The sequence below is a fragment of the Pantoea sp. B_9 genome, assembly GCF_008632015.1.
In the GTDB taxonomy this organism is placed as follows: Bacteria; Pseudomonadota; Gammaproteobacteria; order Enterobacterales; family Enterobacteriaceae; genus Pantoea; species Pantoea dispersa.
Window position 1 is genome coordinate 562,994 of sequence record NZ_VWVL01000001.1, and the last position, 21,987, is coordinate 584,980.

The 21,987-nt window shown below is 56.9% G+C and carries 22 protein-coding genes and 1 other annotated feature; of the genes, 5 read left to right on the forward strand and 17 right to left on the reverse strand.

The annotated features are described in order from the left end of the window. Window positions 1–126 precede the first annotated feature (126 nt). Window positions 127–2,514 (reverse strand): phosphoenolpyruvate synthase, encoded by a 2,388-nt coding sequence (gene ppsA, locus F3I21_RS02655; RefSeq protein ID WP_058757679.1) that lies wholly within the window; start codon window positions 2,512–2,514, stop codon window positions 127–129. Between the two features lie 447 nt (window positions 2,515–2,961). On the opposite strand from ppsA, the gene F3I21_RS02660 reads away from it, so the two are divergent. Both F3I21_RS02660 and F3I21_RS02665 read left to right on the forward strand, forming a co-directional pair. Further along, complete coding sequence (locus F3I21_RS02660) at window positions 2,962–3,789, forward strand: pyruvate, water dikinase regulatory protein (protein ID WP_021506237.1); 828 nt, start codon at window positions 2,962–2,964, stop codon at window positions 3,787–3,789. A gap of 150 nt (window positions 3,790–3,939) precedes the next feature. After that, the gene (locus tag F3I21_RS02665; RefSeq protein ID WP_150058229.1) at window positions 3,940–4,986 is read left to right on the forward strand and encodes a 3-deoxy-7-phosphoheptulonate synthase; all 1,047 of its coding nucleotides are present in this window, start codon (window positions 3,940–3,942) and stop codon (window positions 4,984–4,986) included. Between the two features lie 6 nt (window positions 4,987–4,992). Here F3I21_RS02665 and F3I21_RS02670 read toward each other — a convergent pair whose 3' ends face one another. From F3I21_RS02670 to F3I21_RS02740, 15 genes are all read right to left on the reverse strand, one after another. After that, window positions 4,993–6,432 carry a YdiU family protein gene (locus F3I21_RS02670; protein WP_150058231.1) on the reverse strand — a complete coding sequence of 480 codons (1,440 nt, stop codon included), beginning with the start codon at window positions 6,430–6,432 and terminating at the stop codon, window positions 4,993–4,995. A gap of 97 nt (window positions 6,433–6,529) precedes the next feature. Next, entirely contained in the window at window positions 6,530–7,273 is a 744-nt protein-coding gene (locus tag F3I21_RS02675; RefSeq protein ID WP_150058233.1) for an EAL domain-containing protein, read from the reverse strand. Between the two features lie 315 nt (window positions 7,274–7,588). Next, entirely contained in the window at window positions 7,589–8,047 is a 459-nt protein-coding gene (locus F3I21_RS02680) for an NlpC/P60 family protein (protein WP_021506241.1), read from the reverse strand. 64 nt (window positions 8,048–8,111) lie between these two features. Beyond that, entirely contained in the window at window positions 8,112–8,858 is a 747-nt protein-coding gene (btuD, locus tag F3I21_RS02685; protein WP_150058235.1) for a vitamin B12 ABC transporter ATP-binding protein BtuD, read from the reverse strand. Then, entirely contained in the window at window positions 8,858–9,403 is a 546-nt protein-coding gene (locus F3I21_RS02690; protein ID WP_058769691.1) for a glutathione peroxidase, read from the reverse strand. Before F3I21_RS02690 ends, btuD begins: the two co-directional genes overlap by 1 nt. Window positions 9,404–9,442: 39 nt before the next feature. Next, a complete protein-coding gene (gene btuC, locus F3I21_RS02695; protein WP_150058237.1) occupies window positions 9,443–10,426 on the reverse strand; it encodes a vitamin B12 ABC transporter permease BtuC in 984 nt (327 codons plus the stop codon). A 133-nt stretch (window positions 10,427–10,559) separates the two neighbouring features. Continuing rightward, a complete protein-coding gene (gene ihfA, locus F3I21_RS02700) occupies window positions 10,560–10,862 on the reverse strand; it encodes an integration host factor subunit alpha (RefSeq protein ID WP_021506246.1) in 303 nt (100 codons plus the stop codon). A gap of 4 nt (window positions 10,863–10,866) precedes the next feature. Next, window positions 10,867–13,254, reverse strand: a complete 2,388-nt coding sequence (gene pheT, locus F3I21_RS02705) for a phenylalanine--tRNA ligase subunit beta (RefSeq protein ID WP_150058239.1) — start codon at window positions 13,252–13,254, stop codon at window positions 10,867–10,869. Between the two features lie 14 nt (window positions 13,255–13,268). Then, window positions 13,269–14,252 (reverse strand): phenylalanine--tRNA ligase subunit alpha, encoded by a 984-nt coding sequence (gene pheS / locus F3I21_RS02710; RefSeq protein WP_150058241.1) that lies wholly within the window; start codon window positions 14,250–14,252, stop codon window positions 13,269–13,271. A gap of 71 nt (window positions 14,253–14,323) precedes the next feature. Further along, window positions 14,324–14,449, reverse strand: a sequence feature (Phe leader region). Then, window positions 14,400–14,444: a pheST operon leader peptide PheM gene (gene pheM / locus F3I21_RS02715; protein ID WP_121626058.1), complete on the reverse strand. Its 45-nt coding sequence runs from the start codon at window positions 14,442–14,444 to the stop codon at window positions 14,400–14,402. (Overlaps the previous feature by 45 nt.) 115 nt (window positions 14,450–14,564) lie before the next feature. Beyond that, window positions 14,565–14,921, reverse strand: a complete 357-nt coding sequence (gene rplT, locus F3I21_RS02720) for a 50S ribosomal protein L20 (protein ID WP_010616241.1) — start codon at window positions 14,919–14,921, stop codon at window positions 14,565–14,567. A gap of 168 nt (window positions 14,922–15,089) precedes the next feature. Continuing rightward, on the reverse strand, window positions 15,090–15,287 hold the full coding sequence (gene rpmI / locus F3I21_RS02725; RefSeq protein WP_006118955.1) for a 50S ribosomal protein L35: 198 nt from the start codon (window positions 15,285–15,287) through the stop codon (window positions 15,090–15,092). Between the two features lie 99 nt (window positions 15,288–15,386). Further along, entirely contained in the window at window positions 15,387–15,929 is a 543-nt protein-coding gene (gene infC / locus F3I21_RS02730; RefSeq protein WP_058757673.1) for a translation initiation factor IF-3, read from the reverse strand. Between the two features lie 4 nt (window positions 15,930–15,933). After that, window positions 15,934–17,862 carry a threonine--tRNA ligase gene (thrS, locus tag F3I21_RS02735; RefSeq protein ID WP_150058243.1) on the reverse strand — a complete coding sequence of 643 codons (1,929 nt, stop codon included), beginning with the start codon at window positions 17,860–17,862 and terminating at the stop codon, window positions 15,934–15,936. 246 nt (window positions 17,863–18,108) lie between these two features. Beyond that, window positions 18,109–18,870 carry a YdiY family protein gene (locus tag F3I21_RS02740; RefSeq protein ID WP_031279185.1) on the reverse strand — a complete coding sequence of 254 codons (762 nt, stop codon included), beginning with the start codon at window positions 18,868–18,870 and terminating at the stop codon, window positions 18,109–18,111. 332 nt (window positions 18,871–19,202) lie between these two features. Between F3I21_RS02740 and ghoS the strand changes: the two genes are divergently transcribed. Beyond that, entirely contained in the window at window positions 19,203–19,493 is a 291-nt protein-coding gene (ghoS, locus tag F3I21_RS02745) for a type V toxin-antitoxin system endoribonuclease antitoxin GhoS (RefSeq protein WP_058757672.1), read from the forward strand. Window positions 19,494–19,583: 90 nt separating this feature from the next. Beyond that, window positions 19,584–20,477, forward strand: coding sequence for a fructosamine kinase family protein (locus F3I21_RS02750; protein WP_058769688.1), 894 nt, complete (start codon window positions 19,584–19,586; stop codon window positions 20,475–20,477). A 4-nt stretch (window positions 20,478–20,481) separates the two neighbouring features. Here the strand turns inward: F3I21_RS02750 and F3I21_RS02755 are convergent, their stop codons facing one another. Continuing rightward, window positions 20,482–21,018, reverse strand: a complete 537-nt coding sequence (locus tag F3I21_RS02755; RefSeq protein ID WP_058776249.1) for a YniB family protein — start codon at window positions 21,016–21,018, stop codon at window positions 20,482–20,484. 144 nt (window positions 21,019–21,162) lie between these two features. On the opposite strand from F3I21_RS02755, the gene hxpB reads away from it, so the two are divergent. Beyond that, window positions 21,163–21,831 carry a hexitol phosphatase HxpB gene (gene hxpB / locus F3I21_RS02760; RefSeq protein WP_150058245.1) on the forward strand — a complete coding sequence of 223 codons (669 nt, stop codon included), beginning with the start codon at window positions 21,163–21,165 and terminating at the stop codon, window positions 21,829–21,831. The last annotated feature ends 156 nt before the right edge of the window (window positions 21,832–21,987 follow it).

Here is a 21,987-nt window from a genome sequence, read left to right on the forward strand (position 1 = left end):
TAAACAGAGCGGCCCGGCGGCGAACGCCGTCAGCGCTGGGTTTATGGCAATCTTATGTTTTGAAAAGTGGGATGGGATAAGGGACAGGTGCCCGACGGTTGCCGGGCACCAGGCAGGTGTAACAGATTACGCTTTGGCCGCGTCCAGCTCAGCCAGGCTCAGCCAGGTTTCCACCACGGTATCCGGGTTGAGCGACAGGCTGTCGATGCCCTGCTCCATCAGCCAGGCAGCAAAGTCCTGATGATCGGAAGGCCCCTGGCCGCAGATACCGACGTATTTGCCTTGCTTCTTCGCTGCCTGAATCGACATCGACAGCAGCGCCTTCACCGCATCGTTACGCTCATCAAACAGCGCCGACACCACGCCGGAGTCGCGATCCAGCCCCAGCGCCAGCTGCGTCATGTCGTTGGAGCCGATAGAGAAGCCGTCAAAGTGCTGCAGGAACTGCTCTGCCAGCAGCGCGTTGGACGGGATCTCACACATCATGATCACCTTCAGTCCGTTCTCGCCGCGTTTCAGGCCCTGCTTCGCCAGCTCGGCCACCACGGCCTCGGCCTGATCGACGGTGCGTACAAACGGCACCATGATCTCAACGTTGGTCAGCCCCATGTCGTTGCGCACGCGCTTCACAGCTTCGCACTCCAGCGCAAAGCAGTCGCGGAAGCTGTCGGCCACGTAGCGTCCGGCGCCGCGGAAGCCCAGCATCGGGTTTTCCTCTTCCGGCTCGTAACGCTCGCCGCCGACCAGGTTGGCATACTCGTTGGTTTTGAAATCCGACAACCGCACAATGACGCGCTTCGGCGCGAAGGCCGCGCCCAGCGTGGCGATCCCTTCGGTCAGCCGCGCGATGTAGAATTCCACCGGATCGTCAAAGCCTTTCATCATCTGACCAATCTGCGCCTGCAGTTCCGGCGTCTGCTGATCAAACTCCAGCAGGGCTTTCGGGTGCACGCCAATCATGCGGTTGATGATGAACTCCAGCCGCGCCAGACCAACGCCTTCATTTGGCAGGCAGGCAAAATCAAACGCGCGATCCGGGTTACCGACGTTCATCATAATTTTCAGCGGCAGATCCGGCATGGTATCAACCTGCGAACTGGTAACTTCAAAGTCCAGCAGATCGTTATACACATAGCCGGTATCGCCTTCAGCGCATGACACCGTGACCTTATGACCGTCCTTCAGGTGCTCAGTGGCGTCACCACAGCCCACCACCGCCGGAATGCCCAGCTCGCGCGCAATGATTGCCGCGTGACAGGTCCGACCGCCACGGTTGGTGACGATTGCCGACGCCTTCTTCATGATCGGTTCCCAGTCCGGGTCGGTCATGTCGGTGACCAGCACATCGCCTTTTTCGATGCGGTGCATCTCGCTGATGTCGTGAATCACCTTCACTTCACCCGCACCGATGCGATGGCCGATGGCCCGGCCTTCCACCAGCACGCTGCCTTTGCCCTGCAGGCTGTAGCGTTCCATCACCTGTCCGTTGGAACGCACCGTTTCCGGCCGCGCCTGCACGATGAACAGTTTGCCGGTGTGGCCATCTTTGGCCCACTCAATATCCATCGGACGCTTATAGTGCTGCTCAATCAGCACCGCCTGGCGCGCCAGCGCCTGCACTTCGTCATCGGTCAGGCTAAAGCGGTCTCGCTGTTCCTGTTCCACGTCCTCAATGCGCACCTGTTCGCCGTGCTCCTGCGAATCGGCATACACCATGCGGATCTTCTTCGAGCCCAGGGTACGGCGCACAATCGCCGGGCGATTAGCGGCCAGCGTCGGTTTGTGCACGTAAAACTCATCCGGGTTGACCGCGCCCTGCACCACCATTTCGCCAAGACCGAACGCCGAGGTGATGAACACCACCTGGTCGAAGCCGGATTCGGTATCAATGGTGAACATCACGCCGGAGGAGGCGAGATCGGAACGTACCATGCGCTGTACACCGGCCGAGAGTGCCACGCCACGGTGGTCGTAGCCCTGATGCACGCGGTATGAAATGGCGCGATCGTTAAACAGCGAGGCGAATACGTGCTTCACGGCCACCAGCACCGCGTCGAAGCCCTGCACGTTAAGGAACGTTTCCTGCTGGCCGGCAAACGAGGCATCGGGCATATCCTCGGCGGTGGCCGAAGAGCGCACCGCAAAGGAGGCTTCGGCGTCATCAGCAGAAAGTTGTTCATAGGCGCTGCGGATCGCCGCTTCCAGCTCTGGCTGGAAAGGCGTATCCACCACCCATTGACGAATCTGTTTGCCGGCCTGCGCCAGCGCTGCAACATCATCAATATCCGTGTTGTCCAGCAATGCATAAATACGCTGGTTCAGTCCGCTTTGGTCGAGAAACTGATTAAAAGCGTAAGATGTCGTCGCGTAGCCGTTTGGCACGGATACCCCGAGCGACGACAAATTGGTAATCATTTCTCCCAGGGAAGCATTCTTGCCCCCTACCCGATCAACATCATGCATGCCAAGCTGGTTGTACCAGAGCACTAGCGACTGTTGGTCTTGATTGGACATTGAGATTATCCTTTTAAATGATTGGAGCACATGGAACATTTTGCTATTCGCCAAATCAGCCTGGCACAATCAATTAATAAAGACTAAGTGTTGAATCGTTAAAGCAGAAAATCAGCGTTAAAATCGGATTACTCCCCGAAAAGCGCCTTGTTGCGCAACGTAGCTATTTTTGCCAACCTATTGGCAATGCGATATTTTTCACTTTTTCATGAGGTTAGCCGCGTTTTTTGTTGCGCAACGCTTGCCGTTTTTATTTTGCGCCCGCGCGGGCAAAAGCGAGAAATTAGCGCTGAACAACCCGGCTTTTCATCTATGATGGGTAATCAGCGCAGCGTAAAAATAGATTATTCGCCGGCCAGATATGGATATTTCATTTTACCCTTAGTGAAAATGAAATATTTTAGGTGATAATGTTACGCAAAAGTAAACAAAAGCATGAGGTCAACCATGAGCACTGAACGCAGCGTATTCTATATCTCTGACGGCACCGCCATCACTGCGGAAGTGCTGGGCCACGCGGTGCTGTCGCAGTTTCCGGTGAATACCAACAGCGTGACGCTGCCGTTCGTGGAGAATGTGCAGCGCGCCCAGGCGGTGAAAGCCCAGATCAATGCGCTCTACCAGCAGAGCGGCGTGCGTCCGCTGGTGTTTTTCTCGATTGTCACACCAGAGGTGCGCGACATCATTCTGGAGAGCGAAGGCTTCTGCCAGGACATCGTGCAGGCGCTGGTGGCACCGCTGCAGAGCGAACTGGGCGTGGCCTCGATGCCGGTGGCGCACCGTACCCACGGCCTGACCGCCAGTAACTTAGGCAAATACGATGCCCGCATCGCCGCGATTGATTACACCCTGGCGCACGATGACGGTATTTCGCTGCGCGGGCTGGAAGATGCGCAGGTGATTCTGCTGGGGGTATCGCGCTGCGGCAAAACCCCGACCAGCCTGTACCTGGCGATGCAGTTTGGTGTACGCGCGGCTAACTATCCGTTCATCGCTGATGACATGGATAACCTAAAGCTGCCGCCTGCGCTGCGCGCCCATCAGCACAAGCTGTTTGGCCTGACCATCGATCCGGAACGGCTGGCGGCGATTCGTCAGGAGCGCGCTGAAAATACCCGTTATGCGTCGATGCGTCAGTGCCGGCTGGAGGTCGGTGAAGTGGAGGCGCTGTTCCGCACCCATCAGATTCGCTATCTCAACAGCACCAATTACTCTGTCGAAGAGATCGCCACCAAAATCCTCGACATCATGGGCCTGCGCCGCAGCATGTACTGACCTCACCTGCCAGGTTGTAAAGCCTGGCTGCCGTCAGTAATGAATAGCCTTTTGATTTAGCTGGTTGAATTCACGGGCTAATGGTTTATTGTGATCATCATCACTTCCCGGTATTTCACCGCTGCGAAGAACAGATTTTTGAGAATCCCAATGAACAAAACTGATGAACTGCGCACCGCGCGCATCGGCACGCTGCTGACGCCGGCCGCGCTGGCGCAACAACACCCCATTTCGGCGGCGATTGCCGCTAACGTTACCGCCGCGCGTCAGCGCATCGCGCGCATCCTGACCGGTGAAGATCCACGCCTGCTGGTGATTATCGGCCCCTGCTCGCTGCACGACCCAAAGGCCGCGCTGGAGTACGCAGAGCGTCTCAATCTGCTGCGTGAACAGCACAAGGACCGGCTGGAAATTGTGATGCGTGCCTACTTTGAGAAGCCGCGCACCGTAGTCGGCTGGAAAGGTCTGATTTCCGATCCGGATCTCGATGGCAGCTTCGACGTCAACCGCGGCATCGCTATCGCGCGCCAGCTGCTGCTGGATATCAACGCCATCGGCATGCCAACCGCCACGGAATTCCTCGATATGGTGATCGGCCAGTTTATTGCCGACCTGATCAGCTGGGGCGCGATTGGCGCGCGCACCACCGAGAGCCAGATTCACCGTGAAATGGCCTCGGCGCTCTCCTGCCCGGTGGGCTTCAAGAATGGCACCGACGGCAATGTGCAGATCGCGGTTGATGCGATTCGCGCCGCGCGCGTCAGCCATATGTTCCTGTCACCTGACAAAACCGGGCAGATGACGATTTATCAGACCAGCGGCAACCCGCACGGTCACGTGATCCTGCGCGGCGGGCGTCAGCCGAACTATCACGCTGAAGATGTCGCCGCTGCGGCCGCCAACCTGCGCGACTTCAACCTGCCGGAACAGCTGGTGATCGACTTCAGCCACGGCAACTGCCTGAAGCAGCATCGCCGCCAGCGCGATGTGGCGCAGGACGTGGCGGCGCAGATCCGGGCCGGTTCGCGGGCAGTGGCGGGAGTGATGATTGAGAGTTTCCTGCAGGAGGGGAATCAGAAAGTGGTGAGCGGCCAGCCGCTGACCTACGGCCAGTCGATTACCGATCCGTGCCTCGGCTGGGATGACAGCGCGGAGGTGCTGGCGCTGCTGGCGGCTGCCGTGGACAGCCGCTTATGATGCCTGCTAGCTGGAGCAGCTTACCTCCAGCGTTTTTCCCCACTCCGGCGGCCGCTGGCGCAGTTCCGGACTGATGGCCGCCTCGTTAAACGGCTGCTGCAGCGCCAGATGTAATCTGGCCAGCGCCGCCGTTTCCCCCTGCTCAACCTCATCGATCACCTGCTGGGCCAGATAGTTGCGCAACACCAGCGCCGGGTTAGCCGCTTTCATGACTGCCTGACGCTGCGCATCGCTGACGCCATCCTGCAGCAGGCGCTGGCGATAGCCGTGATACCAGCGGTCAAAGGCGTCACGGTCGATAAACTCATCGCGCAGCGGTGAACGCGTCTCTGCCTGCTGCGTCTCGCTCAGCAGGCGGAACGTCAGGGTGTAATCGCTGTGCTCTGCCGTCATCAGCGCCAGCAGGTCAGTGAGGATGGCGTTATCCCCCGCATCGGCGGTCAGCAACCCGAGCTTCGCGCGCATTTTCTCGCCCCACACCCGCATCAGCTCGCTCTCGTAATGGCTGAGCGCCTGTTTCAACTGTTCCGTGCTCAGCAAACCGGACAGCGCATGCGCCAGGCGGTTGAGATTCCACAAGCCGATCATCGGCTGGTTGCTGAAGGCGTAGCGCCCCTGATAATCGCTGTGATTACAGATGAAATCCGCATCGTAGTCATCAAGGAAACCGTATGGCCCGTAATCGAGCGTCAGGCCGAGGATCGACATATTGTCGGTATTCATCACTCCATGCGCGAAGCCGACGCTCTGCCACTGGGCAATCAGGCTGGCGGTGCGTTTGACGATATCGGTAAACCACAACAGATAACGATCGGCCTCCTGCTCCAGCTGCGGCCAGTGATGATGAATCGCGTAATCCGCCAGCTGGCGCACTTTCTCCGGCTCACCGCCGTAATAGAAATGCTCGAAGTGACCAAAACGCAGATGGCTGTCGGCGATGCGCATCAGCATCGCGCCGCGCTCGCGGGTTTCACGCTGGACCGGTTCGTCGCCAATGGCCAGCGCCAGCGCGCGCGTGGTCGGGATGCCAAGATGGTGCAGCGCTTCCGAGGCGAGAAACTCGCGCACGCTGGAACGGATCACCGCGCGGCCATCACCCATGCGTGAATAGGGGGTCAGGCCCGCGCCTTTCAGATGCCAGTCAAGTTTGCGGCCGTCGGCCAGTTGCTGTTCGCCCAGCAGCAGACCGCGTCCGTCACCCAGCTGACCGGCCCACACGCCAAACTGGTGCCCGCTGTAGACCTGCGCCAGCGGCGACATGCCGGGAAGCAACGCTGCGCCATACCACACGCCGTGGCCCTGGCCAGCAAACAGCGCGGCATCCAGGCCCATCTCCTGCGCCAGCGCGTCATTGTGATAACACAACCGCCCGCCGGCAAGCGGCGTTGGGTCCAGCGCGGTGTAGAATCCCGGCAACGTCTGCTGCCAGCTATTAATAAATTGCATCGACACTCCGGAAGGTGCGCAACGGTGCGCCACCCGCATTGCGTTTAAAGATAAAGCGTAGTCTACCGTCGGGGTGACGGAGAAGACAGATGAAAGGTTATTGCTGTGAAGGCGTGGTGAGCGTGACGTGCGGATAGATGAGATCGCTTAACCGTTCCGCTTTAACCACCGGGAACAGACTGCCCTGCAGCTGCGCGCCGCTCAGGGAACTGACTTTCTCCAGCAGGGCATTATCGTCAACGCCACAAATAATTATTTGCGGGGCGTAAGCGGAAAAATTATCGATAACAGTCTGAATAAATGGCGTAAATGAGGCACGTTTCGCCAGCGCATGAATAAACGCTTTGTCCATTTTTAACACGCTAAACAGATTTTCGTATACTGCCGTAGCCGGTGCTTTTCCTGCCCCAAATTGAGAAAGCGATAAGCGAAATTCCTGATGCAGGCGTGCTAACAGCGGCTGCTTTTTACCAGCCGATAATTGCGGAAACGTTTCACTGATATCCAAAACAATAAAGGGAAGTTGTTTAAATTTCCTTAAGAGAAACTCACTGGCCAATAGCGTTGTGGCCATAGATTCATCAATACGAACCAACGCGATAATTTGATGTAACTCAAAAAAGTCACGGTACTTTTCCAGCAGCACTAACTGGCTCTGCAGCAAACGTAATTGCTGGGCATCGTCAAGCTGCGGCAACAGCAAGTCCTGCGGCAGCGTAATCGGCGCACTGTCATGAACAAACTGGGTGACCAGCTCAACCGCAGTCAGCTGGCCCGCCAGAGAATAGGCAGGATAAAACCAGGTTTCCGACTGATAGTCGGCAGATAAATGGACTTTCATTTTTTACAGCCAGATGCAGTGGCAATTGGCGCATCGTATATCAATGAAAACGGTCAGGCAATAGGACCAAACGTTAGAAGAGACGCCGTTTTCTGTCTAATTACCGACTTTTCTGCATCAAATAATACTTAAGCCAAATGATCCAGGTTAATGTCCATACTGATTAAATTCACTGACGTCTATTTTTAGTCACAAACCCGATTGCGGTAAAGTGCCATTTTAAATGAGAGTTATATTTGGCGGAAAAAACAAATAAATCGGATCAAAACCCATCTGTTTATTACGCCTTTTTTTAACACTAATGGGTTAAGCGGATTAGATGCGACGCGCCTGCCAGAATACTTTGCGCCAGTAAACATTATCCAGCGAGGAGCGGATCACGCCCTGGCTGGTGGAGGCGTGAATGAAGGTATTGTCGGTGTCATAGATGCCCACGTGCAGGCCATTTTCACCGCTGCCGGTTTTGAAAAATACCAGATCACCGGGCAGCAGATCACTTTTATCGATGCGCGTGCCGATATCAGTCTGATCAATCGTTGAGCGCGGCAGCTGCAGGTCAAAGCGGTCACGAAAGGTCAGGTAGACAAAACCCGAGCAATCCACGCCACCGCGGCTTAACCCGCCATAGCGATAAGGTGTACCGCGCCAGCGGCTGAGCTGATCGTTAAGTTGCGCAATCACGGTGATGGAGTCAGACAGACGGCCATTGGGCGGCGGCGCATGATGGCTACAGCCCGCCAGCAGCAACACGAGGAGAAACAGGGTCAGCCGCATCAGAATAGTCCTTAAAAACGTCGTCCGGCTGACACTGTAGCGACAAAGCGGCGCGGCGCGCAAGTCAGGGAAGATAAAGCAGCGGCCCCTGTGGCGTCTCCAGCTGCACGAATTCGGCCTGATAAAGCGGTGCCAGTCGCTCGGCGGTCAGCACCTCGCGCGCACCGCCCTGACTGACTACGCGGCCCTGATGCATCAGCCAGACGCGATCGGCATGGCGCAGGCTGTGGTTGAGATCGTGTCCGCTGGCGACAATGGCGATGCCGGCCTCGCTGAGCTGCAACAGCAGCTTATCCACCGCGCGCTGCTGTGCGATGTCAAGCGCGGTGAGCGGCTCATCCAGAATCAGTAACGCACCGCGCGGATTAATTGCCGGATGGATCTGCAGCACCACCGCCGCCAGGCGCACCCGCTGCCACTCACCGCCGGAGAGCTGCGCCAGCGGACGCGTCAGCTTATCCTGCAAGCCAAGCTGCTGCAGCAGGTCAGTGAGCGTCGCCTGCGCGTTATCGCCGCCCGGCGGGCTGTGCAGCCGCAGATAGTGCCACACCGGCAGCGCCGCAGGCGCCGGCTGCTGCTGCGGGAGCCAGGCGCGCTGCTGTGCCAGTGCGGCACCCGACCAGCTTTGCAGCGGCTGTCCGGCCAGCGTCAACTGCCCTTCGGCGTCGAGCAGGCCAGCGAGCGCAGTCAGCAGCGTGCTCTTGCCGGCGCCGTTAGGGCCGACCACGTGCACGCGCTCACCGCGGCAGAGCGTCAGGTTCCCCGCGCTCAGCCGTCCAGGCACGCGCAGGTCGTGGCACTGCAGCAGCATTACGCCGCCAGCGCCTGCTCAATGCGCTTCAGAATGATCGGATCGTCCGGCGTCATGTCCGGCGAGAAGCGCGCAATCACCTCACCCTGTTTGTTGATGAGGAACTTTTCGAAATTCCACAGGATATCGCCCGGCGCTTTCGGCGCGCGGCCTTTGCTCTCCATGCGCTCAAGGAAACCGCTGCCTGCCGGGCGTTCGGCTTCCGGCTGCGCGGCGACCAGCTGACGGTACAGCGGATGACGCTGCTCGCCGTTAACCTCCGTTTTGTCGAACAGCGGGAAGGTTACGCCGTATGTGGTGCTGCAGAAGGTTTTGATCTCTTCGTTGCTGCCCGGTTCCTGCTCAAGAAACTGATTACAGGGGAAGCCCAGCACGCTGAAATCTTTGTCCTGCCAGGCCTTCTGCAGCGACTCCAGCTGTTCATACTGCGGCGTCAGGCCGCATTTTGATGCTACGTTAACCACCAGCAGCACCTTGCCCTGATACTGTGCCAGCGTGGTTTTTTCACCGTCCAGCGTAACCAGTTCTGTCTGATAAAGGCTCATCGTCGATTCCCGTTGTTGATTGCACTGTGCCAGCCGCAGCTAGCGCGAAGACTTTACTAATAACATGATAAACAGCGGCGCGCCGAGCGTGGCAGTGACCACCCCAATCGGCAGCTCGGCCGAGGTCAGCACCAGCCGTGCCAGAATGTCCGCCGCCAGCAGTACCGCCGCGCCCGCCAGCGCCGCGGCCGGCAGCAGGGAGCGATGATCGCTCAGGCCGCTGAGGCGCAGCAGATGGGGGATAACCAGTCCGACAAATCCAATCGCACCGGCCATCGCCACGCTGACGCCCACCAGCCAGCCCATCGCCAGCACCAGCAGATTGCGCCACAGCAGCAGTGGCAGGCCGAGCTGCCGCGCCGACACCTCCCCCAGCGCCAGCAGATTAAGCGTCCGGGCGCTGGCCAGCAGCGCCAGCGTCACCGGCAGCAACGCCAGCATCATCCAGCCGTAGCGCCAGTCGATGCCGCTAAAGCCCCCCATCATCCAGTACATCAGCTGGCGCAGATCGAGGCTGGTGCTAAAGTACACCGCCCACGTCATGATGGCGCTACAGATAATGCCGAGCGCCACGCCGGTCAGCAGCAGACGGCTGACCGACAGCTGACGATGGGCAAAATGCAGCAGGATCAGCGTGATCAGCAGCGCGCCCGCCATCGCTGCCAGCGCCAGGCTCCACAGTGCGCCGTTACCCAGCAGCACTGCCAGCACCAGGCCAATGCCGGCACCGTTCGATACGCCCAGCAGCCCGGGCTCCGCCAGCGGATTGTTGAACAGCGCCTGCATCACCACGCCGCAGACTGCCAGCGCCGCGCCCACCAGCAGCACCGCCAGAGTGCGCGGCAGGCGCAGCTGCCAGACGAACAGATCGCCGCTGGCAGAAAACCATTGCAGCGGAGAAATCCAGCTGTCGCCCGTGCACAGACTGAGCACCAGCAGCAGCAGCACTGCGGCAGTAAGCGCGCCGAGCCAGCGCCGGCTGCGACGGTCGGCCTGTTGGGCCAGCTGATCCAGCAGAGTCATAAGTAAGATTGGCTGAGAAAACAGAGATTTGATTGTAGAGAGATTACGCTAAAAAGAAAGCCGCGCCTGCAGCGTGCTGCCGGGATTGCGCGCATAAAAAAGGCCGCTGAGCGGCCTTTTTGTCATACTGAAATCAGTCAGCATCCTTGGGTGACGCGTTCTCCACGCGACTTTTCAACTTCTGCCCCGGACGGAATGTCACCACGCGGCGGGCGGTGATTGGAATATCTTCCCCCGTCTTCGGGTTACGGCCCGGACGCTGGTTTTTGTCACGCAGATCAAAATTACCAAATCCGGACAGTTTTACCTGTTCTCCGTTTTCCAACGCGCGGCGAACTTCTTCGAAAAAAAGCTCTACCAACTCTTTGGCATCGCGTTTGCTCAACCCGAGTTTTTCAAACAGGTACTCTGACATTTCAGCTTTTGTAAGCGCCATAGGTTCAATCCCTCAAGGTTGCCTGGAATCGCTCTTTTAATGCTGCAACGCATTTGGCAACGGTCGCAGCAATCTCCTCTTCTTCGAGTGTCCGGCTGGTATCCTGCAAAATCAGGCTAATCGCGAGGCTCTTTTCACCCTCGTTTACGCCCTTACCACGGTACACGTCAAACAAGTTTACGCCAACTACCTGATTTACGCCAACTTTCTTACACTCCGCGATGATATCTGCTGCGGGCACATTTTCAGCCACTACCACAGCGATGTCACGGCGGTTTGCCGGGAAGCGTGAGATCTCGCGCGCGTCAGGCAGGACGCGGTCTGCGACCTTATTCCAAAGCAGTTCAAACACTAAGGTGCGGCCGTTAAGATCCAGCTTACGTTCCAGCTCCGGATGAACCACCCCGATAAATCCGATTCGTTCGCCGGCTAAATAAATGCCTGCACTCTGTCCCGGATGCAGCGCCGGATTGGCTTCTGCACGGAACGAAATCGCGTCGAGTTTACCGGTCAAATCCAGCAGCGACTCTAAATCGCCTTTCAAATCATAGAAGTCAACCGTCTGGCGCGCCAGATCCCAGTGCTCTTCGTAGCGGTTACCGCTCAGCACGCCCGCCAGCATAAGATCCTGACGGATACCGAGATCGGCCTGCGTATCAGGCACAAAGCGTAAACCGCTCTCAAACAGGCGCACGCGGCTCTGCTGACGGTTCTGGTTATACACCACGGCGCCGAGCAGACCGGTCCACAGCGACAGGCGCATCGCCGACATATCGCTGGAAATCGGGCTGGGCAGAATCAGCGCTTCTTCGCCCGGATGCAGCAGCTGCTGCACTTTCGGATCGACAAAGCTGTAGGTAATCGCTTCCTGGTAGCCTTTATCCACCAGCAGGTTTTTGGCACGCTTCAGCGACAGATCGGCTTCACGGTGCTGGGTCATCAGCAGGCTGGCTTTCACCGGCACATCCGGAATGTTGTTGTAGCCGTATACGCGCGCCACTTCTTCGACCAGGTCTTCTTCGATGGCCATATCGAAGCGCCAGCTCGGGGCGATGGCCTGCCATTCGCCGTTGCCGACGGTGACGTCACAGCCGAGACGGGTCAGGATATCGGTCACCTGCTCATCCGCAATGACGTGGCCAATCAGGCGGTCCAGCTTCTCACGGCGCAGCGTAATGGTAGCGCGTGCCGGCAGTTTGCTGGCATCGGTCTGATCGATAACCGGGCCGGCTTCGCCGCCGCAAATCGCCAGCAGCAGCTGAGTGGCGCGCTCCAGCGCCTTATGCTGCAGCGCCGGATCGACACCGCGCTCGTAGCGGTGGGAAGCATCAGTATGCAGACCATGACGACGCGCACGCCCGGTGATCGCCAGCGGATCGAAGAACGCGCACTCAAACAGCACGTTCTGCGTCGCTTCGTTGACGCCGGAGTGCTCACCGCCGAAGATGCCACCCATCGCCAGCGCTTTGTGGTGATCAGCAATCACCAGCGTATCGCTGTGGAGGGTCGCTTCGCTGCCGTCAAGCAGCGTCAGGGGTTCCCCCTCTTTCGCCATGCGCACCACGATACCGCCGTCAATGCGGTCAAGATCGAAGGCGTGCATCGGCTGGCCGAGCTCCAGCAGCACGTAGTTAGTGATATCCACCACCGGATCGATCGAGCGGATACCGCAGCGGCGCAGCTTTTCGCGCATCCACAGCGGCGTTTCTGCTTTCACGTTTACGCCTTTTACCACGCGGCCCAGGTAGCGCGGGCAGGCATCGGTGGCGTCAACGCGAATCGGGAAGGTGTCGCTAATGGTGGCTTTAACCGGCTCGATGACCGGCGCCTGCAGCGGCAGGCCATTGATCACCGCCACGTCACGCGCGATACCGATGATACCCAGGCAGTCGGCACGGTTTGGCGTCACGCTGATTTCGATGGTGTTGTCATCCAGCTGCAGGTACTGGCGAATATCGGTGCCCACCGGCGCATCGGCTGGCAGCTCGATAATACCGTTGTGATCGTCAGAAATCCCCAGCTCGGAGAACGAGCACAGCATGCCTTCTGACGGCTCACCGCGCAGTTTTGCCGCTTTGATTTTGAAATCGCCCGGCAGCACCGCACCAACGGTCGCCACCGCCACTTTCAGCCCCTGACGGCAGTTTGGCGCGCCGCAGACGATATCCAGCAGGCGATCGCCACCGACGTTGATTTTGGTGACGCGCAGTTTGTCGGCGTTCGGGTGCTGGCCGCACTCCACCACTTCACCCACCACGACGCCATGAAACGCCCCTGCCGCCGGGTCGACGCCGTCGACTTCCAGACCGGCCATGGTGATTTGCTCAGACAGCGCGGCGCTGTCCAGGGCTGGATTTACCCATTCGCGTAACCAGAGTTCACTGAATTTCATTGGATAACCTGCCCTTATTTAAATTGTTTGAGGAAACGTAAATCGTTTTCGAAGAAGGCGCGCAGATCGGTCACACCGTAGCGCAGCATGGTCAGACGCTCCATGCCCATCCCGAAGGCGAAGCCGGAGTAGATTTCCGGATCGATGCCCACGTTGCGCAGTACGTTCGGATGCACCATGCCGCAGCCCAGCACTTCCAGCCATTTGCCGTTTTTACCCATCACGTCCACTTCAGCTGACGGTTCGGTGAACGGGAAATAGGACGGGCGGAAGCGAATCTGCAGGTTCTCTTCGAAGAAGTTGTTCAGGAAGTCATGCAGCGTGCCTTTCAGATTGGTGAAACTGATGTCTTTATCGACAATCAGACCTTCCATCTGATGGAACATCGGGGTGTGCGTCTGATCGTAATCGTTACGGTAAACGCGGCCCGGCGCGATGATACGAATCGGCGGCTGCTGATTTTTCATGGTGCGGATCTGCACGCCGGAAGTCTGGGTGCGCAGCAGGCGCGTGGCATCGAACCAGAAGGTGTCGTGATCGGCGCGCGCCGGGTGATGCCCCGGAATATTCAGCGCATCAAAGTTGTGATAATCGTCTTCAATTTCCGGACCGGTCGCCACCGCGAAACCCAACTCGCCGAAAAAGGTTTCGATACGATCGATGGTGCGGGTCACCGGATGCAGACCGCCATTCTCAGTACGGCGTCCCGGCAGCGACACGTCGATAGTCTCTGCCGCCAGGCGGGCATTCAGCGCCGCGCTTTCCAGCGTATCTTTACGCGCGTTGAGACGGTCCTGTACCTGCTGTTTGGCGTCGTTGATGACCGCACCGGCCGCCGGACGCTCTTCCGCCGGCAGTTCACGCAGGGTGGTCATTTGCAGCGTCAGGTGCCCTTTTTTACCCAGAAATTCGACGCGCACGGCGTCCAGGGCGGCGATATCCGACGCCTCGTCGATGGCGGCCGTGGCACGGGCCACCAGGTCTGCGAGTTGGGACATGATTTCCTCTTCTTCCAGCCGGGCTGGTCAGTTCTCGTTGGGATCGTGCGATCCGATTAAGTGTCGCCGGAAACAAAAAAGCCTCCACGAGGGAGGCTTTCAGCGCGATTTTTCGTTTCTTTTCTTATGCGCAAAAGCCCCTGACGATCAGGCGCTAAAGTAAAAAAAGAAACGGAAAATAGCAGCGTGCATGCTTGCGTTACCTTGTCTTGATAGAAACCGCACTATTGAAATGCCCTGCGGCTAAAATGTCAATCATTTGCGTGGGTTGCAGGCAATAAAAAAGGGAGCAAGCTCCCTTTTTTACCTGACTTACGCCAGAGCTGATTTTGCTTTTTCAACCAGTGCAGTGAATGCCACTTTGTCGAATACAGCGATGTCAGCGAGGATTTTACGGTCGATTTCAATGGACGCTTTTTTCAGGCCATTGATGAAACGGCTGTAAGAGATACCGTTCTGACGCGCCGCAGCGTTGATACGTGCGATCCACAGCTGACGGAACTGACGCTTACGCTGACGACGGTCGCGGTAAGCATACTGACCAGCTTTGATAACAGCCTGGAAGGCAACGCGGTAAACACGTGAACGTGCACCATAGTAGCCTTTAGCTTGTTTTAAGATTTTCTTGTGACGTGCGCGAGCAATTACACCACGTTTTACGCGAGCCATGTGAGCTCTCCTATATCATATTCTGTGATTTCCCCATCATCTCTCGTGCCGCAGTGGCGTTGGCTGCCTTCATTCATCCCGGTCACTTACTGATGTAAGCTTCGGGATTCATTCCGTTGCCGCCTGACTGCAACCCGAAATCTATCGGGGAATTAAAAAAGGGTTAACTTATGCGTACGGCAGGCAGGCAACAACCAGACCCAGATCGCCTTTAGACACCATGCCTTTTGGACGCAGGTGACGTTTACGCTTAGTAGACTTTTTAGTCAGAATATGACGCAGGTTTGCGTGCTTACGCTTGAAGCCGCCAGAAGCGGTCTTCTTGAAGCGCTTTGCGGCGCCACGTACAGTTTTAATCTTTGGCATTTTTACAAATATCCACTTCGCATTGTTAATAAAATGAACCAGACAGGCGAATAAAAATCCGCGCAGCGCGAACGCTACGCGGCATTATTACTTGAAAGCCTACTGTTTCTTCTTAGGTGCGAGCACCATAATCATCTGGCGGCCTTCGATCTTCGTCGGGAAGGATTCGACCACTGCCAGTTCATTCAGATCTTCTTTCACGCGGTTAAGCACTTCCATACCGATCTGTTGGTGCGCCATCTCACGACCACGGAAACGCAGCGTGATTTTGGCTTTATCGCCCTCTTCCAGAAAACGAATCAGGCTGCGGAGTTTTACCTGATAGTCGCCTTCATCGGTACCAGGACGGAATTTGATTTCCTTGACCTGGATAACTTTTTGCTTCTTCTTCTGTTCCTTAGAAGATTTGCTCTTTTCATAAAGGAACTTGCCGTAATCCATAATGCGGCAAACCGGCGGTTCGGCGTTCGGGCTAATTTCAACTAAATCTACGCCAGCTTCTTCTGCTTTCTCAATCGCTTCGCGCAGTGAGACAATGCCAAGTTGCTCGCCGTCTACGCCAGTTAAGCGCACTTCGGTGGCACGGATTTCGCCGTTGATACGGTTCGGACGCGTCGGTTGTACTCGTTTTCCGCCTTTAATAACCTTATTCCTCTAATTGGTGAAGATGTCGGCTGCGAATCTCTTGTTGCAGCTTCTCAACAAACACATCTACGTCCATGCTCCCGAGGTCTTTACCACGGCGGGTGCGCACGGCAACTTTGCCTGCTTCCACCTCTTTCTCACCGCAGACCAGCATGTAAGGGACGCGACGTAATGTGTGCTCGCGGATTTTAAAGCCTATCTTCTCGTTTCTCAAGTCTGCTTTGACACGAATGCCAGCATTCTGCAATTTCTTCGTCAATTCACTGACATATTCTGCCTGGCCGTCGGTGATATTCATCACCACTGCCTGTACCGGCGCCAGCCAGCTCGGGAAGAAACCGGCGAACTCTTCGGTCAGAATCCCGATGAAGCGCTCCATCGAACCCAGAATCGCACGGTGAATCATCACTGGCGTCTGACGATCGTTGGTTTCGCCCACGTAGGTGGCCTCCAGACGTTTCGGCAGGGAGAAGTCTAGCTGAACGGTGCCGCACTGCCAGGCGCGGTCGAGACAATCGTGCAGCGTAAACTCAATTTTCGGGCCGTAGAAGGCGCCTTCACCCGGCTGATATTCGAACGGAATGTTGTTCTCTTTCAGCGCTTCGGCGAGGTCCACTTCGGCACGATCCCACATCTCATCGCTGCCAATGCGCTTCTCAGGGCGCGTCGACAGTTTCACCACGATTTTTTCAAAACCGAAGGTGCTGTACATGTCATAGACCATGCGGATGCAGCTGTTCACTTCATCACGCACCTGATCTTCAGTACAGAAGATGTGGGCGTCATCCTGGGTAAAGCCGCGCACGCGCATCAGACCGTGCAACGCACCTGACGGTTCGTTACGGTGACAGCTACCGAACTCCGCCATACGCAGCGGCAGGTCGCGGTACGATTTCAGACCCTGGTTAAAGATCTGCACGTGACCCGGACAGTTCATCGGTTTGATGCAGTATTCACGGTTCTCTGAAGAGGTGGTGAACATCGCTTCTTTGTAGTTGTCCCAGTGCCCGGTTTTTTCCCACAGCACGCGGTCCATCATGAACGGACCTTTCACTTCCTGGTAGTCGTACTCTTTCAGCTTGGTGCGCACAAACACTTCCAGCTCGCGGAAGATGGTCCAGCCGTCATTGTGCCAGAATACCATACCCGGTGCTTCTTCCTGCATATGGTAGAGATCGAGCTGCTTACCGATTTTACGGTGATCGCGCTTCGCGGCCTCTTCCAGGCGCTGCAGATACGCCGCCAGCTGTTTCTTGTCTGCCCAGGCCGTACCGTAAATACGCTGCAGCATTTTGTTGTCGCTGTTGCCGCGCCAGTAGGCTCCGGAGATTTTCTGCAGTTTAAAATGATGGCAGAAACGCATATTCGGCACGTGCGGACCGCGGCACATGTCAATGTATTCTTCATGGTGATACAGGCCAGGACGATCGTCATGGCTGATGTTTTCGTCGAGAATAGTGGTTTTGTAGCTTTCGCCCCGCGCGGCAAACACGTCACGCGCTTCCTGCCAGCTCACCTTCTTCTTCACAACGTCGTAATTGGTCTCAGCCAGCTGGTGCATGCGCTTTTCCAGCAGCTCAAGATCTTCCTGGGTCAGCGTATGGTCGAGATCGACATCATAATAGAAGCCGTTATCGATAACCGGACCGATGGCCATTTTGGTATTCGGCCACAGCTGTTTGATCGCATGCCCTAACAGGTGCGCACAGGAGTGACGAATAATTTCCAGACCGGCTTCATCTTTCGCGGTGATGATAGCGACCTGCGCATCGCTGGTGATCGGATCAACCGCATCCACCAGTTCGCCATTGACGCGACCGGCAATGCAGGCTTTCGCCAGACCCGGACCGATATCCAGCGCAATGTCCATCACGCTGACCGGACGGTCAAATACGCGCTGGCTGCCATCAGGAAGAGTAATTACTGGCATTTCATATCCTTAATTGCAGTGGTAAGCCACACGAAAGCCTACATGCAACACTGAGTTTTGTTTGGTTAACCTGGCGCGATGTCAGACCCACACTGTCGGAATGACGCCAGGCGCGTAAAGCGGCAACGATGATAACAGCTTTCCGCAGTGAGCAAAACCCGCGAAGAAATGCGCTAAGCCAAAGAGAGATAAAAAAAAACCGCCGCGCGGCACAGGCCGGGCGACGGTGTAACAATGCGCTCTGGTTTACATCGCGTAAGAGAGCTGGACCGTGGTTTTGGTGTCGGTACGGTCTGGCGCAGATTCTGGCGGATTGTTATTCCAGGTGACGTTGTAGCCCAGTTTCAGCGCGAAGTGGTCGTTGATCGCCACCTGCAGTGCGGTTTCGGAGTTCAGCGTGGTGTCTTCACCAAAGCTGCTCAGCACCGACACACCCTGGATGAATTTGGTGGTGTCAGTCAGCTGCCACTGATAGCTCAGCGCGCCGTAGCCCAGGGCTTTGGTTTCGTGGCCGCCATCGTGGAAGTCATCGTAACGTACACCCGGACCGAATTCAGCACGCAGCGAGTGCACCGGACCGTTGAGGATCTGACGACCGTAACCGGCGGTCAGAACATCGCGTGAATCATAACCGTTCAGGCGGTCGCTCAGCCAGCTCGCCTGACCGAACAGGTAGTCAGCGCTGTTGAGGTTGTAACGGCTACGGCCACCGATGTTATAGGTTTCCGACGAGCGCTCATCGTTGGATGAGGTATTCGCGGCGTTACCCCACAGGCTGTACGCCGTTGAGGTCTGATACCAGGTCATGCTGGTTGACGCGGTCAGCGATGAGCTGGTGGTGTTACCGGTCTGTGCCAGGTAACCGGCTGACGCGGTGCCTTCAAACGGTTTTTTTGCCGTAGAAGGGTCATCCATTGAGGTGAAGACAGCGTTATCTGCAAAGGCCTGGTGACAAAATGCTCCGGCGGAGAGCAACAAAACAGCGGACAGCTTATTGAAGGCTTTCATTAAAAGGTAACCCGTACGACAGTTGAAAAAGAGATGAGTCTGGAGAATTTTCCCGGGCAATCAATGCAATTTACGGTAAGTTTTGTAAAAAAGTATGAAAGCACCAGAATCGCCAGGTTTTGCGCTGGCACCGCGTGTGGATTGGGAATCTTCCCATTTCCGGCGCGCATTATAGGCGGCAAATAACCAAATAACAGCTTAAATGCTACAAGAATTTTCTGCCGACCCTGACAGGACTTTACGCTGTGCGCCGCCGGGCGATTGTGCAGAATTCGCTCTATCGCAGGCGCTGGTCTACGCTGAAATCTGTTCGATAACAATGAGGTGAAAAGATGAGCGATCATGATCTCAAGCGTTACGTTGTCACCTTCCGTTATCAGGAAAGGGGTCTTGGCGATCTGCAGGCGCTGAATAGCGCGATGGTTAACGGTGGTTACAGCACCACGTTACACGATGCGGACGGCCATCCGCACGAGCTGGGCACCAACAGCTTTGGCATTGTGAGTGCGCTGGAGGAGCAGGCGCTGGCGGAACACGCCGCCGGGCTGGCGGCAGTGGCACTCGATCAGCAGCCGGACGCTGATGTCACCACGCTGGAAGCGTTTCTTAAAGCGCAAGCCTGACGCAATCCGCAATTTGCGCATTGCCGCTGGAGTTGTGCAAGTTTTGCGCGTTACAATCGACCTTACGCAGCGAATAAAGAGGATTACCCGATGTGGTCAGCCATTAGTCGTCTGTTAAGCGAGTACGCCGGCGATGCCGAAATCACCGAACGTCATGAGTTGCCCGGTGGCGATATTCATCCGGCGTGGCGCCTGCGCTACGGTGAGCTGGAAGTGTTCGTCAAATGCAACACGCGCGACATGCTGACGCTGTTCAGCTGGGAAGCCGACCAGCTTGATCTGCTGGCGCGTACCCACACGGTGCGCGTGCCGAAGGTCTACGGCGTCGGTAACGATCGTGACACCAGCTTTCTGCTACTGGAATACATTCCCCCGCAGCCACTCAACGCCCAAAGCGCATTCCAGCTCGGCCAGCAGCTGGCCCATCTGCACCAGTGGAGCGAGCAACCGCAGTTTGGTCTCGACTTCGACAACAACATTACCACCACGCCGCAACCCAACAGCTGGTTACGCAAATGGTCGGTGTTTTTCGCCGAACAGCGCATCGGCTGGCAGCTGCAGCTGGCGGCGGAGAAAGGCGTGCATTACGGTGACATGGAGTTGATCGTGGATTGCGTGCAGCGCAGCCTCGCTAATCACCATCCGCAACCGTCGTTACTGCATGGTGATTTGTGGCCAGCCAACTGCGCCGGCAGCGCAAGCGGCCCGTGGCTGTTCGATCCCGCCTGCTACTGGGGCGATCGCGAATGCGACCTGGCGATGCTCAGCTACTACGCCGATCTGCCGCGCCAGATTTACGAAGGGTATCATGCGGTGTGGCCGCTGCCGGAAGGCTTCTCGCAGCGTCAGCCGGTGTATCAGCTCTACTATCTGCTCAACCGCGCCAACGTCTTTGGCGGCAACTGGGCCGGCGAAGCGCAGTTCGCTATCGGCCAGTTGCTGGAGGAGGATGCGCTGGGCCAGCGCCAGGTCAGACCGGCCTGACGCCTTACAGCATGCCGAGCAGTTTCAACACGAAGTAACCGGCCACAGCGATGATCACCGGCAGAATATACAGCGGAAAAATCTGCAGCAAAATGGTGTGGCGCGGCACATGGATTTTCTCTTCCAGCTGCGCCCGCGTGCGCCCTTCGCTGCCCTTTGCCTGTTCCAGAATCATCTGGTCTTCAATGCCTTCTTTAATATGGCGCGCCTGACGCCCCATGCGTGCGCCCGAGGCCTGCAAAGCGATGCCCACGAATATCAGGATATAGATCAGCCAGAAGCCAATATTGGCCCCGCCGTTAAATTCCGGCACCGGCGAATTGTTCCAGAACACATTGAGAAACGGCGTGTTGAATTTAATCATATCCACCATCACATGCACGAAGTCGAGCATCACGGCGTCGATGCCGGGCTGCTTTTCGCTGTGTTTAAACATGAAGCCTAAGATGGAGATAAGGGTGGATAACAGCGCCGGAATAAAAATCACCCAGCCAGCCACTCGCTTGAGGATGGCGATGCGGCCAGCCTGTTGATACGTCATGGTGTCTTCCCTTCACAAACAGTAGTTTTGCCCTAAGTCTACCTGCACTACAGCAAATTTTCCTGAAAAATGCGTAACCTGCCATAAGTCGGTTTTCGCCGCCGCCCATGTTAAGGTAGGGCAAACTGTCAATGGAGCTGTTGTATGACCTATCGTCGCCCTGTGCTGGCCGCTATTTTTGATATGGATGGCTTACTGATTGATTCTGAACCGCTATGGGATCGCGCCGAGCTGGAGGTGTTTGCCAGCCTGAATGTGGATATTAGCCGCCGCCACGAGCTGCCGGATACGCTCGGCCTGCGCATCGATCAAACCGTACGCATGTGGTACGAGGCGCTGCTGTGGAACGGACCGGATCAGGCCGAAGTCACTCAGCGTATTATTGCCCGTGCGCTGGCGCTGGTCGAAGAGACGCGGCCGCTATTGCCCGGCGTAGAGCAGGCGCTGCAGCTGTGTCAGCAACAGGGCCTGGCGATTGCGCTGGCCTCGGCGTCTCCGCTGGCGATGCTGGAACGCGTGCTGGAGATGTTCAATCTGCGTCACTACTTTAGCGCCCTCGCCTCGGCTGAAGCGCTGCCTTACAGCAAACCGCATCCGCAGGTGTATCTGGATGCTGCGGCAAAGCTGGGGGTTGATCCGCTCAACTGCGTGGCGCTGGAAGACTCGTTCAACGGCATGATCGCCAGCAAAGCCGCGCGCATGCGTTCCATTGTGGTGCCTGCCGCCGAACATCGCCACGATGCGCGCTGGGCACTGGCCAATGTGCAACTGGAAAACCTGACGCAGCTGCAGGCGGAACATCTGTTTAACTGATCGGTGTGCATGGCGCGTTACGCCTGGCTGAGGTTTCGCCCGGTTGCCAGGCGCAAAAGTAAGCCAGACCGTTAATTTCCCGTGCTTTTTTCAGGCGCGGGTCAGCAAAAAATTCACTCTTCGTTACAGCGTCACCGTTCTCATTTACTGGATAAA

Coding starts and splice junctions, on each gene's coding strand:
- pheS (WP_150058241.1), bottom strand. CDS start 14,252: ATGTCCCAACTCGCAGACCTGGTGGCCCGTGCCACGGCCGCCATCGAC.
- ghoS (WP_058757672.1), top strand. CDS start 19,203: ATGAGCGATCATGATCTCAAGCGTTACGTTGTCACCTTCCGTTATCAG.
- F3I21_RS02675 (WP_150058233.1), bottom strand. CDS start 7,273: ATGAAAGTCCATTTATCTGCCGACTATCAGTCGGAAACCTGGTTTTAT.
- rplT (WP_010616241.1), bottom strand. CDS start 14,921: ATGGCTCGCGTAAAACGTGGTGTAATTGCTCGCGCACGTCACAAGAAA.
- rpmI (WP_006118955.1), bottom strand. CDS start 15,287: ATGCCAAAGATTAAAACTGTACGTGGCGCCGCAAAGCGCTTCAAGAAG.
- F3I21_RS02755 (WP_058776249.1), bottom strand. CDS start 21,018: ATGACGTATCAACAGGCTGGCCGCATCGCCATCCTCAAGCGAGTGGCT.
- ihfA (WP_021506246.1), bottom strand. CDS start 10,862: ATGGCGCTTACAAAAGCTGAAATGTCAGAGTACCTGTTTGAAAAACTC.
- thrS (WP_150058243.1), bottom strand. CDS start 17,862: ATGCCAGTAATTACTCTTCCTGATGGCAGCCAGCGCGTATTTGACCGT.
- F3I21_RS02660 (WP_021506237.1), top strand. CDS start 2,962: ATGAGCACTGAACGCAGCGTATTCTATATCTCTGACGGCACCGCCATC.
- F3I21_RS02740 (WP_031279185.1), bottom strand. CDS start 18,870: ATGAAAGCCTTCAATAAGCTGTCCGCTGTTTTGTTGCTCTCCGCCGGA.
- F3I21_RS02750 (WP_058769688.1), top strand. CDS start 19,584: ATGTGGTCAGCCATTAGTCGTCTGTTAAGCGAGTACGCCGGCGATGCC.
- btuC (WP_150058237.1), bottom strand. CDS start 10,426: ATGACTCTGCTGGATCAGCTGGCCCAACAGGCCGACCGTCGCAGCCGG.
- F3I21_RS02690 (WP_058769691.1), bottom strand. CDS start 9,403: ATGAGCCTTTATCAGACAGAACTGGTTACGCTGGACGGTGAAAAAACC.
- F3I21_RS02665 (WP_150058229.1), top strand. CDS start 3,940: ATGAACAAAACTGATGAACTGCGCACCGCGCGCATCGGCACGCTGCTG.
- F3I21_RS02680 (WP_021506241.1), bottom strand. CDS start 8,047: ATGCGGCTGACCCTGTTTCTCCTCGTGTTGCTGCTGGCGGGCTGTAGC.
- F3I21_RS02670 (WP_150058231.1), bottom strand. CDS start 6,432: ATGCAATTTATTAATAGCTGGCAGCAGACGTTGCCGGGATTCTACACC.
- hxpB (WP_150058245.1), top strand. CDS start 21,163: ATGACCTATCGTCGCCCTGTGCTGGCCGCTATTTTTGATATGGATGGC.
- btuD (WP_150058235.1), bottom strand. CDS start 8,858: ATGCTGCTGCAGTGCCACGACCTGCGCGTGCCTGGACGGCTGAGCGCG.
- pheT (WP_150058239.1), bottom strand. CDS start 13,254: ATGAAATTCAGTGAACTCTGGTTACGCGAATGGGTAAATCCAGCCCTG.
- ppsA (WP_058757679.1), bottom strand. CDS start 2,514: ATGTCCAATCAAGACCAACAGTCGCTAGTGCTCTGGTACAACCAGCTT.